The sequence below is a fragment of the Streptomyces sp. TSRI0281 genome, assembly GCF_001905125.1.
Lineage (GTDB): Bacteria > Actinomycetota > Actinomycetes > Streptomycetales > Streptomycetaceae > Streptomyces.
In genome coordinates, this window is record NZ_LWLE01000008.1 from 85,475 (window position 1) to 98,199 (window position 12,725).

Annotated in this window: 14 protein-coding genes; 9 read left to right on the top strand and 5 right to left on the bottom strand. The window is 69.1% G+C overall.

The window, feature by feature from the left end:
- The gene (locus A6A29_RS15185) at positions 1 to 1,116 is read left to right on the top strand and encodes a hypothetical protein (RefSeq protein WP_073720609.1); all 1,116 of its coding nucleotides are present in this window, start codon (positions 1 to 3) and stop codon (positions 1,114 to 1,116) included.
- A 93-nt stretch (positions 1,117 to 1,209) separates the two neighbouring features.
- Here the strand turns inward: A6A29_RS15185 and A6A29_RS15190 are convergent, their stop codons facing one another.
- The gene (locus tag A6A29_RS15190; RefSeq protein WP_073720610.1) at positions 1,210 to 1,770 is read right to left on the bottom strand and encodes an AAA family ATPase; all 561 of its coding nucleotides are present in this window, start codon (positions 1,768 to 1,770) and stop codon (positions 1,210 to 1,212) included.
- 110 nt (positions 1,771 to 1,880) lie between these two features.
- On the opposite strand from A6A29_RS15190, the gene A6A29_RS15195 reads away from it, so the two are divergent.
- Together A6A29_RS15195 and A6A29_RS15200 are read left to right on the top strand one after the other, a co-directional pair.
- The gene (locus A6A29_RS15195) at positions 1,881 to 3,179 is read left to right on the top strand and encodes an acyltransferase domain-containing protein (RefSeq protein WP_073720611.1); all 1,299 of its coding nucleotides are present in this window, start codon (positions 1,881 to 1,883) and stop codon (positions 3,177 to 3,179) included.
- A gap of 76 nt (positions 3,180 to 3,255) precedes the next feature.
- Entirely contained in the window at positions 3,256 to 4,353 is a 1,098-nt protein-coding gene (locus tag A6A29_RS15200) for a GDP-L-fucose synthase family protein (protein ID WP_079182766.1), read from the top strand.
- 38 nt (positions 4,354 to 4,391) lie between these two features.
- Here A6A29_RS15200 and A6A29_RS15205 read toward each other — a convergent pair whose 3' ends face one another.
- On the bottom strand, positions 4,392 to 5,264 hold the full coding sequence (locus A6A29_RS15205) for a MaoC/PaaZ C-terminal domain-containing protein (protein ID WP_073720612.1): 873 nt from the start codon (positions 5,262 to 5,264) through the stop codon (positions 4,392 to 4,394).
- Between the two features lie 84 nt (positions 5,265 to 5,348).
- Here A6A29_RS15205 and A6A29_RS15210 point away from each other — a divergent pair, with 84 nt between their 5' ends.
- Entirely contained in the window at positions 5,349 to 5,975 is a 627-nt protein-coding gene (locus tag A6A29_RS15210; RefSeq protein WP_073720613.1) for an HAD family hydrolase, read from the top strand.
- A gap of 57 nt (positions 5,976 to 6,032) precedes the next feature.
- Here A6A29_RS15210 and A6A29_RS15215 read toward each other — a convergent pair whose 3' ends face one another.
- Positions 6,033 to 6,848 (bottom strand): mycofactocin-coupled SDR family oxidoreductase, encoded by an 816-nt coding sequence (locus A6A29_RS15215; RefSeq protein ID WP_073720614.1) that lies wholly within the window; start codon positions 6,846 to 6,848, stop codon positions 6,033 to 6,035.
- A 343-nt stretch (positions 6,849 to 7,191) separates the two neighbouring features.
- On the opposite strand from A6A29_RS15215, the gene A6A29_RS15220 reads away from it, so the two are divergent.
- On the top strand, positions 7,192 to 8,433 hold the full coding sequence (locus A6A29_RS15220; RefSeq protein ID WP_241838486.1) for a 3-deoxy-7-phosphoheptulonate synthase: 1,242 nt from the start codon (positions 7,192 to 7,194) through the stop codon (positions 8,431 to 8,433).
- Positions 8,434 to 8,455: 22 nt separating this feature from the next.
- On the opposite strand, the gene A6A29_RS15225 is transcribed toward A6A29_RS15220, so the two are convergent.
- Entirely contained in the window at positions 8,456 to 8,764 is a 309-nt protein-coding gene (locus A6A29_RS15225; RefSeq protein WP_073720616.1) for a hypothetical protein, read from the bottom strand.
- Between A6A29_RS15225 and A6A29_RS47515 the strand changes: the two genes are divergently transcribed.
- Positions 8,763 to 8,897 (top strand): hypothetical protein, encoded by a 135-nt coding sequence (locus tag A6A29_RS47515; RefSeq protein ID WP_274535804.1) that lies wholly within the window; start codon positions 8,763 to 8,765, stop codon positions 8,895 to 8,897. The two genes, A6A29_RS15225 and A6A29_RS47515, sit on opposite strands and share 2 nt — an antisense overlap.
- Positions 8,898 to 8,923: 26 nt before the next feature.
- The gene (locus A6A29_RS15230) at positions 8,924 to 9,820 is read left to right on the top strand and encodes a class I SAM-dependent methyltransferase (protein WP_073720617.1); all 897 of its coding nucleotides are present in this window, start codon (positions 8,924 to 8,926) and stop codon (positions 9,818 to 9,820) included.
- Positions 9,821 to 9,886: 66 nt separating this feature from the next.
- Here the strand turns inward: A6A29_RS15230 and A6A29_RS15235 are convergent, their stop codons facing one another.
- Positions 9,887 to 10,240, bottom strand: coding sequence for a hypothetical protein (locus A6A29_RS15235; RefSeq protein WP_073720618.1), 354 nt, complete (start codon positions 10,238 to 10,240; stop codon positions 9,887 to 9,889).
- 869 nt (positions 10,241 to 11,109) lie between these two features.
- Here A6A29_RS15235 and A6A29_RS15240 point away from each other — a divergent pair.
- Positions 11,110 to 11,556, top strand: a complete 447-nt coding sequence (locus A6A29_RS15240) for an NUDIX hydrolase (protein WP_073720694.1) — start codon at positions 11,110 to 11,112, stop codon at positions 11,554 to 11,556.
- A 145-nt stretch (positions 11,557 to 11,701) separates the two neighbouring features.
- The gene (locus A6A29_RS15245) at positions 11,702 to 12,670 is read left to right on the top strand and encodes a Gfo/Idh/MocA family protein (RefSeq protein WP_079182768.1); all 969 of its coding nucleotides are present in this window, start codon (positions 11,702 to 11,704) and stop codon (positions 12,668 to 12,670) included.
- Positions 12,671 to 12,725 lie beyond the last annotated feature (55 nt).

Here is a 12,725-nt window from a genome sequence, read left to right on the forward strand (position 1 = left end):
ATGACTGAGACGCTCGATATCGTCATCACCACCATCGGTTCCGGCTCGTTCCTGGAGCACTACGACGACACGCTCGCCGAGGACGGCGCCCGCCTCGTCGTCATTCCCGACCGGAAGACCCCGAGTGCGTTCTACGACGCCTGCGACAAGGCCCGCGCCCGCGGCGCCGACATCGTCTCCCCCGATGTCGAGGAGCAGGATCGGCTGCTGGCGAAGCTGGGTGTGCCCGATCTGATCCCGTACGACTCCGACAACCGCCGGAACATCGGCTATCTGCTGTCGTACCTCAACGGCAGCGCGCTGACCGTCTCCATGGACGACGACAACCTGCCGATCGACCGCCCCTTCCTGGACGAGCACCGGATCGTGCTTCAAGGACCGGTGGGCCACCGTGTGGTGTCGGCGGCGGGCGGCTGGTTCAACGCCTGCGACCTGCTCGACGTCGAGCCGTGCCGGGTCTTCCCGCGCGGCTTCCCCTACGGCCCGAGGGGGGAAGCGGCGGAGCTCACCGCCGCGGAGGAGGTGGCCGATGTCAGGATCAACGCCGGTCTGTGGCTGGACGATCCGGATGTGGACGCGGTGACACGGCTCGCGGTCCGGCCGCGTGTCACCGCCTACCGGGGCAACCCCGCCGTGCTCGCCAAGGACACCTGGTGCCCCGTCAACTCGCAGAACACCGCGATCCACCACGACGCGCTGCCCGCCTACTACTTCCTGCGCATGGGCCAGCCCATCGGCGGGGCCGCCGTCGAGCGCTTCGGCGACATCTTCAGCGGGTACTTCGTCGCGGCCTGCGCCAAACACCTCGGGCACTCGGTGCGGTTCGGCGGGCCGCTGGTCAACCACGAGCGCAATGAGCACGATCTACTCAACGACCTCGCCATCGAGCTGCCCGCGATCCGCTTCATGGACGAACTCCTTGAGTGGCTGCGGGAGTTCAGGCTTGACGGCAGCGACTACCAGGAGGCGTACACCTCACTCAGTTACGGCCTCCAGGACTTCGCCGAACAAGCACGGGGCCGGGCATGGTCGCCGGAGGCGCGGGCGTTCCTGCACCGCAGCGCCCATCTCATGCGCACCTGGCTGACCGCCGTACGCCGTATCGACGGCTCCTGAACGGACAGCGCCCCCTGCCCGGAAGCCCTGTGCGGGACCCCGGGTGGGGGCGCGCTCCCACCGAACCTCCGGCGGGACGTCGCGGCCGTACGGTCAGCTTTCCGACCGGTTCGCCAGGACCGCGTCGACCGTCTCCTCCAGCGTCAGCTCAGAGCTGTCGAACCACTCCCCTTCACCCGCGATTTCCTTGCGCAGCGCGTCGTCCAGGAACGACCAGTCGTCGGCGAGCACCTTGTCCCGCTCGGCGACCCGCCGCGAGACCACGCCCGCCGTCGGCGCCAGCACGATCAACCGCAGCGGCAGATCCTTCAACTGCTCCCGGTAGAAGTCCAGATGCGCACGGCGCACCACCACGTCGTCCACGACCGCGGTGACCCCGGCGGCATGGAAGCTCCGCGCCAGCACCGACGCGTTACGTGCCCGCAGCAGCAACTGCCGGTCCGCCTCAAGGTCCTCCTCCGGCGAGGGCAGATGCCCGCCCGACACGATGAGGTCCTGGAGGTGGTCGCCCTCGATGTGCGCGCCGAGGGGGAACCGACCGGCCAGGCCGGCCGAAACCGAACTCTTGCCGGACCCCGGAATACCGATGACGAGAAATACATCGGATGCGGGTTCGGTGTCGACGACTTGGCCCTGGAACGAGGTTTCCGGCATGCTTCCCCTACTCCTTCATCACATTTATCAAGCAACAGTCCGATATTGCCACAGCGATCGTAGCAATTATCGACGACCCATCCGATCCCATTCCGTGCACGGGAGTACTTATGTCAATCGACAGTGCGGTGGGCCCCCCTCCTCCGTGGCTGCTGGTCTTCTCCGCCGCCGACCCGGCGGCACTGACGGCCGAGGCGCGGTCGGCGGCCGCGTTACTGACCGACGGCGCCGACCCCGGGTCGGTTCCCCAGACCCGCCCGGTGTCCGCGGAACACGACGTACGGCGCCTGGCGGTCACGGCGGCGGACCGGGCGGGACTGGTCGAGGGGCTGTCGTTCTTCGCCGACGGACTGGCGAGCCCCCGCTACTCCTCGGGCTGCCCCGACGGCGCCGCCACCGGGGCCGCCTGGTGCTTCGGCGGGCACGGCAGCCAGTGGCCCGGCATGGGGCGCGCCCTGCTGGACTGGGCGCCGGCCGCCGCGAAGGTCCTCACCGAACTCGACTCGCTGCTGCCCACCGGAGTCATCGACCCGCTGATGAACGCGGCGGACGGCGAGCCCGGCAGCCCGGCGACGACCCAGCCGCTGATCTTCGCGATACAGGTCGCCACCGCCCACTGGCTGTGGTCGATGGGACTGCGCCCACGCGCCGTGGTGGGGCACAGCCTCGGCGAGGTCGCGGCAGCCCATGTGGCGGGCGCGCTCAGCCTCGCCGACGCGGCCCGCGTGGTCTCCGTACGCTCCCGCCTGCTCGAACAGACGGCGGGCGGGGGGACCATGGCGACGGTGAGCCTCGACCGGCGCACCGTCGAGCGGCGCTGCGCGGAGATCCCCGGGACGGTGGTCGTCGCCGCCCATTCCGCACCCACGGAGACGGTGGTCACCGGGGAGAGCGAAGCGACCGGGGCACTGGTGAGCGCGCTGGAGGCCGAGGGGGTGCGGTGCCGGCGGATCCGTATCAACGCGGCCTCGCACAGCCCGTTCGTGGACGGCGTGCTGCCCGCGATGCGCGCCGAGCTGGCGGACCTCGATCCTGCGGCGCCGCGCGTCCCGTGGATCTCGACGGTCGAGGACGAGCCCGACGGCCGACCGGTGGACGCCACCGCGGAGTACTGGGCGCAGAATCTGCGCCGACCGGTCCGTTTCACCGAGGCGGTGTCGGCCCTCGCGCGGCGCGGGATCCGGGCGTATGTGGAGATCGGCCCGCACCCCGTGCTCATCTCGCCGATCCGCCAGACGCTGCGGGCCGAAGGGGTCGAGGACCCGCTGGTGATCGCCTCCGGCAGCCGGGCGACCCCCGAACCGGTCTCGCTGCTACGGCTGCTGGGCGCCCTGCACTGCCGGGGCCTGGACCTTCCGGCGCCGCTCGACCGCCGGGCCCGATCCGAGAAGCCCGACCGCCGGGCCTGATCCGAGAAGCCCGACCGCCGGGCCCGATCCGAGAAGCCCGACCGCCGGGCCCGATCCGAGAAGGAGAAGAAGAACCATGCGTGCGTCCTCGTCCCCCCTGGACGGACGGCCGTCCGAGCCGGCCGGCCCCTCGTCCTCCGCGGTCCGGTCGCGCTCCGGCGCGGACCGGTCAGCTCCCCTTCCCGAGCGAGGAGACCACGTCCTCGACCGCTCCGCGACCGTCCTCGTGGCGGGCTCGACCGGCCTCGTGGGCTCGGCCGTACTCCGTCACCTCCGGGCCCGGGGCTTCACCTCCGTCGTCGGGACCCACTCCGCCGACCTCGACCTCACCGACGGCCCGGCGACCCTCGACTACCTCTCCTCGCTCCGGCCGGCTGTCGTGATCGACGCGGCCGCCCGGGTCGGCGGTATCGCGGCCAATGACGCGGAACCGGTGGAGTTCCTCAACGACAACCTCACCATCCAGACCAATCTGTTCACCGCCGCGCACGCCGCGGACGTGGACCGACTGCTGTTCCTCGGCTCCTCGTGCATCTACCCGAAGCACAGTCCCCAGCCGATCCCCGAGTCCGCTCTGCTCACCGGCCCGCTGGAGGAGACCAACGACGCCTACGCGATCGCGAAGATCGCGGGTGTGGTCGCGGTGAGGTCGTACCGCAGGCAGTACGGCCGCCGATGGATCTCCGCGATGCCCACCAACGTGTACGGCCCCGGTGACAACTTCCACCCGACCCGCTCGCACGTCCTGCCCGCGCTCGCCCGCCGCTTCCACGAGGCGGTGCGCGACGGCGCCGAGGAGGTCGTCGTGTGGGGCACCGGCACTCCGCGACGGGAGTTCATCCACGTGGACGACCTGGCGGCGGCCTGCCTCCACCTCCTCGACCACTACGACGACCCGTCACCGGTCAACATCGGGGTCGGCGAGGAGCTCACCATCGCCGATCTGGCGGCGCTGGTGGCCGGGGCAGCCGGTTTCACGGGCCGCATCACCTGGGACACGAGCAGACCGGACGGGACGCCGCGCAAGCTCCTCGACGTCTCCCGGCTGCGCGCCACGGGCTGGAAGCCGCGGATCGAGCTGGCGGACGGGGTGCGGAGCACGGTGCGCTGGTACGCCGACCACGCGGACCGGGCCGCCGAGCCGGATGCCGGGGCGCGCCCGGATGGGCCGTGACTGGTGGCGGCGCGCGGCAAGGGGGGCCCGCGCCGCGGTCACCCGGCCGGGCCGGCCCGCCGTGCGAAACGGCCCCGGTCCAGGACGGGCCGCCCCGCGCAGCGCACCTCGAACAGCGCCGACTCCCCGCGCTCCCAGATCCGTACCGTCAGCTCCTGGCCGGGGAGGACGGGCGCGGTGAAGCTGCCGGACAGGCTGCCGAAGCGGGCGGGATCACCACCGCAGAGTGTGTGGAGCAGCGCCCGCCCGGCGAAGCCGTACGTACACAGCCCGTGCAGCAGGGGGCGACGGAAGCCCAGGCGAGCGGCGACGGCGGGGTCGTAGTGCAGGGGGTTCGGATCGCCGCTGAGCCGGTAGAGCAGGGCCTGGTTGGCCGGGGTGTGCCAACGGACGGTGTGGTCGGGCTCCCCCGCCGGCCGCTCCCACAACTCCTCCTCGTCCGGCCGCGCCTCCCCCGGGCCGGTGCGGAAACCGCCTTCCCGCCGGATGGTCAGACCGGTGCGGATGTCGGCGAGCACCCGGCCGGTGCGCGGGTCCGCACAGCGGGATTCGATCACCGCCAGCGCACTGCGGCCCTGGTCGTGCAGTGCGGCCAGCCGGGAGGTCGTGGTTGCCGTGCCCTCGACGGGGAGCGGGCCGTACAGGGTCAGTGACTGCCGGCTGTGCAGCAGCTGGGCCGCGTCGAAATCGCCGAGTGCGGGCTGGGCCCGGAGCGAGACGAGCGTGGTCGCGAACGTGGGCAGCACCGCGGGGAGAACCCCCGGGGAGCCCTGCGCGGTGAACGCCAGCTCACGGGTGGGATCGTCGCCGCCCGCACCGACACCCAACGCGTAGAGCGCGGTGTCGAAGAACGTCCAGTGCCGGGTTCCGGAATCCCATTCCCGCCCGACGAGCTCACGGTACAGCGCCATGACATTTCACCTTTCAACACCTCGCACCCATGGCGAAAATAGACAGTGGCGGAAAATGCGTATTCGACGAAAGGGAACGGATAAATGATTCAAGCATTGCTGGCAGACGCGGGCGGTGTCCTGTTCAACAACATCACGGAGGAGACGTCCTTCATACGGAAGGTCGCTCATCGCCACGCCGCCGACGCGAAGCGGCTGATGCGCGGCGTTCTGTCGTCGGCCCATCTGTACGAAAGCGGCGCGGTCCATGTGCACGACGTACTGCGGGAGCTGCTCACCGAGGCGGGCAGCCCCTCGGCGGACGCCTTCGACAGGGACTGGGTGGACCACACCTACCTCGACAGTGTCCGCTGCTACCGCGCGAACCTCACCGCACTGGCCGAGGTGGCCCATGGATTCCCCGAACTCACCCTGGTGCTTGCCAACAATGAGGCCGAGCACTGGGACCACCTCAAGAACACCCGGCACGACCACTACCGGCTCTTCGACCACCTCTGCTCGTCATGGCGCGTGGGCCAGGTCAAACCCTCCGCCGAGTACTTCGCCGAGACCCTCGGCCGGTGCGGCATCGAGCCGCACGAGGCGCTGATGATTGACGACCGGCAGACGGTGCTCGCCGCCGCCCGCGACCTCGGGATGCGCACACTGTATGTGAGCAGCCCTGACGTGCTGCGGGCCCGTCTGCGGGAGAACCAGGCTTCCTGGGCGTGAAGTTGAGCTGCGGTGGGGGGCGGCATTCCGCCGTCCCCCACTCGCTCGCACAGCCGCTCAGAACTCGCTGACCCCGGCGTCCACAGCCATGGCGTGCGCGGTGACGTGCCGGGAGGCATCGGAGAGAAGAAACAGGACGGCGTTGGCCACGTCCTCCACCGAGATCCCCTCCACCGGCAGCATGTTCACCAGCATCCCGCGCAGCCGTGGATCGGCCATGCTCGCCTTGGCCACCTGGGTGAGCATGGGACGGCTGCCCATGTGTGTGTCGACGCCCGTGGGATGCACGCTGTTGACCCGGATGTGGAACCGGGCGAGTTCGGCGGCGAACGCCTTGGCCATCCCGCGCACCGCGAACTTGCTGGTGGTGTAGGGGAGCATGAACGGCTGCACCTTGAGGCCGGCGGATGAACTCATCAGGACGATGGAGCCGCCGCCCGCCGCGATGAGGTGGGGCGCGGTGGCCATCACCGTGTTCCAGGTCCCCCTGACATTGACGTCCATGGTGTCCTGGAACATCTCCTCGGTGACCTCGTCCCAGGCCGAGGCGATGCAGATCCCCGCGTTGGCCACGACGGCGTCGAGGCGCCCCAGTTTCTCCACCGCCGTCTCGACCGACTCCCGCAGAACCGCGAGGTCACGGACGTCGGCGACGACCGGGACGACCCGCCGCCCGGACTCCTCGGCGAGGGCGACGGTGGTGTCCAGGTCGCTGGGCTCCGACGAGGTGTAGGCCACCCCGGGCAGTGTGGCGCACAGGTCCACGGCGATCACATCGGCGCCCTCGCCCGCCAGCCGCACCACATGCGCGCGCCCCTGCCCACGGGCCGCCCCGGTCACCAGAACGACCTTCCCCTGCATGAGTCCGCTCAACGCACACGTCCTTTCCCGACTTTGAGATGGCCGAATACGGCCCCGACGCGGTTCGATCCCACCAACGTAGCCAAGCGGACGCAGTAGTTCATCCCTACCGGGCATCAACAACTGGACGTACCTGTAAAGCATTTGGCACGCACGCCATCGGCGATAAGGTCGACATGCGGGCAGAGCGGCCTTCCGCGCCTGCTCGTTCGCGCCCACACGACGTCATCGACTCCGCCCCGGAGTATGCCGAAGCACTCGAATGCCGCCCGCGCGAGACGTACGAGGGAGAGCGTTGAACAGACACGAACTGACGGCTCATCGACTCCTCCCCGACGGGGCACTACCGCACCGTCTGAGCACCGCGGTGGACCGTGCGTTGGCACGTCCCGCCGCCCAACAGCCCCAGTGGCCCGACCTTCCGTCCGTAGACCGGGTGCGACGGATCCTTGAGGGAGTCGCACCGGTGGTGACCGCCGAGGAAGTGGCCCGGCTGCGTACACACTTCGCCGCGGTGGCACGTGGTGCCGGGTTCCTGCTCCAGGGCGGGAGCTGCGCGGAGACATTCACGGAGAACACCGAGCGGTCGATAGCGAGCACGGTCGACACCCTGCACAGGATGGCCTCGGCACTCAGCTCCGCGGGGAGGCTGCCGGTGGTGAAGGTCGGCCGGATGGCCGGCCAGTACGCCAAACCGCGCTCGGCCCCGGTGGATGCTCTGGGCCTGCCGGCCTATCGGGGCGACATCGTCAACGGCTTCGAGCCGACCCCCGAGACCCGGACCCCCGACCCGGCCAGGATGCTGCGCGCCTATGTGAACTCCAGCGCCGCCATGACGACGGTTCGCGCGCTGGTCGCCACCGGTGCGGTGGGCGCACCCGGCACGGCGGCGCCCCAGGGCGAGATCTTCACCAGCCATGAGGCCCTTCTGCTCGACTACGAGCGGGCGATGCTACGGGTGGGTCCCCGCGCCCCGGACCTCGTAGGCACCGGCCGGTCCGGGCTCTACGACTCCTCGGCGCACTTCCTCTGGATCGGCGAACGCACCCGGCAACTGGAGGGCGCGCACATCGCCTTCGCGGAACTGGTGGCCAACCCGATCGGCATCAAGCTGGGCCCGACGACCACACCGGAGCAGATCGTCGAGTACGTCGAACGCCTCGATCCGCACGACGAGCCGGGCCGGCTCACCCTCATCACCCGGATGGGCAGTGCCGAGGTGCGGGACGTACTGCCGACGCTCGTGGAGAAGGTCACCGCATCCGGGCACTCGGTCGTGTGGCAGTGCGATCCGATGCACGGCAACACGGTGCTGACCCGCACCGGTTACAAGACCCGGCACTTCGACCGCATCGTGGACGAGGTACGCGGCTTCTTCGAGGTGCACCGGGCGCTCGGCACCCATCCGGGCGGCCTGCATGTCGAGCTGACCGGCGACGACGTGACGGAATGCCTGGGCGGCGCGCAGCACATCGCCGTCCCCGACCTCCCCCGCCGCTACACCACGGCCTGCGATCCGCGCCTCAACCGTAGCCAGTCGCTCGAACTGGTGTCGCTGATGGCGGGGTTGATGAGACCCGTAGGAGGATCCGGGTAGTGGGACGGGCACACCCGGCCCCCTACCGGTGACGGAGGATTCCGGCGCGGACCACGCCTCCGGGCCGGGTGCCCGCCCACCGCATCGGAGCTGTGGGCTCCACGGACCCGGTGTGCCACTGGGCCGGAACGGGGAAGGCGAGGTGGAGTGGGACGGCCTTCCGGCCGATGGTCCACCAGAGCGTCGCGGCGGAAGCGGTGAGGCCGTCTTCCGGGGTGATGGCACCGGCGAGTAGATTCTTCAGGACGAAGCGGCTGTCGAGCCGTGTCGCGATGTTGCGCAGGGCCCACGACGAAGGGCATCGCGCCGAGTCCTTACGGACGCACGGCATGTTTCTGCCGGAACCCCACGCCCTCCTCCTCCTCCTCCCGGCCGCCCACGCGGACAAGGACATCGCGTTCGTCCTGGACGCCTTTCACCGCTCACTCAGCGACCTGCGGCAGATGGTCCTCTTCACCAGCTGACACACCCTCATGCTCGGGAGACCTCGATGACCAACGACCCATCCGTGCACCGCACCATCCCGTCGTCACCGGACGTCGACGGGCTGTATGACGAACACACCGAGAGCGTGGACGGCACGGCCGTCGACGGGAACATCCATGTCGGCTACTGGGACAACGCCGCAGACGACCGCTCGCTCAACCGGGCCACCGACCGGCTCACCGACCTCGTGGCGGAACGGCTGGCCGCCGCACCCGGCCGACGCCTGCTGGACGTCGGCTGCGGAACCGGACGGCCCGCCCTGCGCATCGCCCGCGCCACCGGAGCCCGTGTGTCAGGGATCTCGGTCAGCAACCCGGATATCGACCTCGCCCGAACCCGGGCGGACGCCGCCGCGCTCGCCGACCGGGTGGACTTCCGGTACGCGGACGCCTGCGCACTGCCCTTCGAAGCCGCGTCCTTCGACGGTGCCTGGGCGATCGAGTCCATGATGCACATCCCCGACCGGACCACCGCCCTCACCGAGGTTGCCCGGACCCTGCGCCCCGGTAGCCCGCTGATCATCACCGATGTGCTGCTCCGGTCGCCGGTGACGGGGGATGCCGCGGAGACGGTCCGCCAGGCGTGCCGGGCTTTCCAGTCCCCCTCACTGCCCGAACCGGATGAACTCCGCACGGCCCTCGACCGCGCCGGTCTGGAGGTGGTGGAGTTCAACGACATCGGCGACCACGTCCGGCGCACCTACCAGGCGTTCGCCGATGCCTTCGACGATGTTGCACCCTCCGTCGATGACCGCCATCACGAGTTCTTCAACTCCACCAGCTGCCTTCCCCGGTTCGGCGCGCTCCCACAGATCGGCTATGCCTTCCTGGTCGCCCGTTCGCCTGTGAACGGGAGGACCCGCCCGGAGGAGGGAGGAAGTGGTACGACAGGACCCCGCTGACAGGCAGGGGTGATCGACCACGGGCCGGCAGCTGCCTTCGCCTGCCCGGAAGGCATTCCGAAACGATCAGTCGGAGCTCGCGGACGAACAACCCGCGAGCCCTCGGCCGGGGTGCCGCACGCCGATGCGGTCGTTCGCGCATGTGCCCGGAGTCCGGGTGCTGTCGGCGTGCTGCCCGAGGTGGGTCAGGCGGAGCGTGTTGACGCCCGCCCGCAGCGGGACCTGGGTGAACTCCGGCTCGGCGTAGGTCATGACCGGGCTGTACCGGTCCAGGGGTTCGCCGATCGCGGCGCCGTTGACCGACAGCCGGTAGATGCCCCGGGAACAGTGCCGCTTCACCCGCAACCGCAGGGTGCGCAGACCGGGGCCTGGCTGCTGGAACTTGCAGGTCGCGTCGCCGGGGGCGGCCGGTGTGAACAACAGCCCGTGGCCGGAGCCGCATTGGGGGTCGGCGAAAGATCTCGGCGCTGCCGCCCGACACGGTGCGGGCGAGCCGGCCCCGGCCTCCCGCTGACCCAGCACGATGCGGCCGGCATCGACGAAACCGTTGTGGGTGGGGTACGTGAGTTTCGAGCTTCGAGCCGTTCCTCATCCGGCACTGCTCCAACTCGCCTTCGGCATAGACCGCTTGAGACGGCTCCGCCCATCATTCAGCCCTGAGGTCGCGGTCCGGGCGATCCAGCCCGTCAATCGCCTTTATCGCACGTTTATGCGATCGACGGGAGACATCACTTCACATGGTCAATCCGGCCAACATATTCCACCGTGCGACAGTCAAAGGTGGCAGAAAAACATCGCTTAGGAATGGCGCGAGGAGAAAGCCCCTCCCCCACGGAGTAGGCGGACCGGGGCGATAGCGGCCTGCGGATCGGTGTGGGCCGCCCGAACCACTTGCGCCCGGCGGGACGCACGGCATCCACTGGACCGCCCTCCACAGCATATGAGTTGATTGCGCGTCAAGAAGAAGTCAGGGCGTCCGAAGACTCATGTGACCTTATTTACGCCTCCCGGGATGCCAGGTAGTGTCACAGGGCGGAAATGTAGGTCTGGCAGCAATCATGATCCGCTGATAATCCGAGCCGCTTCAGTGTTTCTGTTCGATTCGTTCGACCTGTTCGACTCGCGAATATTCTACCCGGATGCATGACGCACGCGAAATGTGTGTGCAGGTGAAATGAGGGAAGAATGGTCCGCTGGTTCCGCGAAACAGATCGTGTGGGCAGGCTGTGCGCACCGTCGACCGGGCGCGGTGAACAGCTGACGTGACCGAAGCGACCGGACCCCGACTGATGGTGGGCGCGCTGATCCGCGACCCGGACGACCGGATCTTCGTCCAGCGTCGCTCGGCCGGCCGGCGCCTCTTCCCCCACTGCTGGGATGTCGTCGGCGGCGCCGTGGAGGAGGGGGAATCCCTCCTGGACGCGCTCCGCAGGGAGATAGCGGAGGAGACCGGGTGGCGGCTGCGCCGCGTTCTTGCCCGGGTGTCGCACGAGGAGTGGACGGCGAACGGGCTGCGGCACATCGAGTCGGACTATGTCGTCGAGGTGGACGGGGACCTCTCGTCGCCCGAACTCGAACGGGACAAGCACACCGAGTTCGCCTGGATAGCGGCCGAGGAAGTCTCGCTGCTCGACGAGAACACACAGCGAAGCGGGAGCACCTTCATCAAGGACGTGGTGACCGCGGCGCACGCCTGGCTCGCCGATGCTTCCGGGAGGAGCCGCCGAGCTCTCTGAACGGCTTGATAACCACGACTCCGATCCGGATCTCCACGAGCCTTCTTCTGGCTGCCCGCGTCATCCTCGAACACTATTCTGCGATGGGATATTCTGCATGCCCAGTGGCCGGTCAAAGAACGTGCGACCGCGAGTGCGAGTACTGATGGTCGGATTTGCTGGACATCAAGGGAAAGAGTATCTGCCGATCGTGCGGGAGAGTGCGGAGATCATCGGCGGCGTCGACCCCGCCCCGACGGCCTCATCACTCGCCGACGAGTGGGGGTTCCCACATTTCGACATCCTCAGTGAGGCACTCGAAAAATTCGACTTCGACGCCGCAGTGGTCACCGTGCCGCACAGTGAGCACTTCCCGGTCTGCGCCGAACTCCTGGCGCACGGCAGGCACGTCATCAAGGAAAAGCCGTTCGCCGTCACCGAACATGAAGCCCGGCAACTGATATCCCTGGCGCAACGGGCCGACCGCAGCGTCTTCACGCTGCTGCAACGGAACTTCAACCCCGTGTTCCAGTTCGCCCGGAAGAACCTCGCGCGGATCGGGGAGCCGTACTGGTTCTCCTACGACTACCACTTCAACCTGGCTCACCCGACCACGGGTTGGCGCGCCTCCAGGGAGAAGGCGAGGGGCGGTGTGCTCCTCGACATGGGCTACCACCTCATCGATGTGCTCAGCGGAATGTTCCCCGAACGCCCACGGGTGCACTCCGCCTTCGTGCACCAGTACCAGGAGACGCGGGATCGTCGACTGGAGGATCTCGTCAGCCTCATGTGCAGCTATCCCTCGACGGGGCTGGCGGGCTCGCTCCGCATCTCACGCCATCACCACGAGAAGACCGAGCACCTCTGCGTGCTCGGTACGGAAGGCGCGTTGAACGTCGCCCCCGGGGTCGCCACCCTGCACTCCATCGGAGGGCTGCCGTTGGAGCGCTTCACCTGGGAAGGCCCCAAGACCGACGCCGTGCGTTCCATGTTCGCCCACCATCTGCGGCACCTGGACGACCGCTACTACCGCCAGGACCACCTCCAGCGTCAACTCGCCGCCGTGCGCACGATCGACGGCATCTACCGGGACCGGCTACGCGAGCGGAACGAGCTCGCCGGCCGGTGTGCCTGACCCCCAACAGCCGTACGCCCACCGGCCGGGCCCGACGCGCCGGTCCCGAACCCAC

Excerpts from the sequence above, each read along its gene's own strand:
- A6A29_RS15185 (WP_073720609.1), top strand. The coding sequence starts at position 1 with ATGACTGAGACGCTCGATATCGTCATCACCACCATCGGTTCCGGCTCG.
- A6A29_RS15190 (WP_073720610.1), bottom strand. The coding sequence starts at position 1,770 with ATGCCGGAAACCTCGTTCCAGGGCCAAGTCGTCGACACCGAACCCGCA.
- A6A29_RS15195 (WP_073720611.1), top strand. The coding sequence starts at position 1,881 with ATGTCAATCGACAGTGCGGTGGGCCCCCCTCCTCCGTGGCTGCTGGTC.
- A6A29_RS15200 (WP_079182766.1), top strand. The coding sequence starts at position 3,256 with ATGCGTGCGTCCTCGTCCCCCCTGGACGGACGGCCGTCCGAGCCGGCC.
- A6A29_RS15205 (WP_073720612.1), bottom strand. The coding sequence starts at position 5,264 with ATGGCGCTGTACCGTGAGCTCGTCGGGCGGGAATGGGATTCCGGAACC.
- A6A29_RS15210 (WP_073720613.1), top strand. The coding sequence starts at position 5,349 with ATGATTCAAGCATTGCTGGCAGACGCGGGCGGTGTCCTGTTCAACAAC.
- A6A29_RS47515 (WP_274535804.1), top strand. The coding sequence starts at position 8,763 with ATGTTTCTGCCGGAACCCCACGCCCTCCTCCTCCTCCTCCCGGCCGCC.
- A6A29_RS15225 (WP_073720616.1), bottom strand. The coding sequence starts at position 8,764 with ATGCCGTGCGTCCGTAAGGACTCGGCGCGATGCCCTTCGTCGTGGGCC.
- A6A29_RS15230 (WP_073720617.1), top strand. The coding sequence starts at position 8,924 with ATGACCAACGACCCATCCGTGCACCGCACCATCCCGTCGTCACCGGAC.
- A6A29_RS15240 (WP_073720694.1), top strand. The coding sequence starts at position 11,110 with ATGGTGGGCGCGCTGATCCGCGACCCGGACGACCGGATCTTCGTCCAG.
- A6A29_RS15245 (WP_079182768.1), top strand. The coding sequence starts at position 11,702 with ATGGTCGGATTTGCTGGACATCAAGGGAAAGAGTATCTGCCGATCGTG.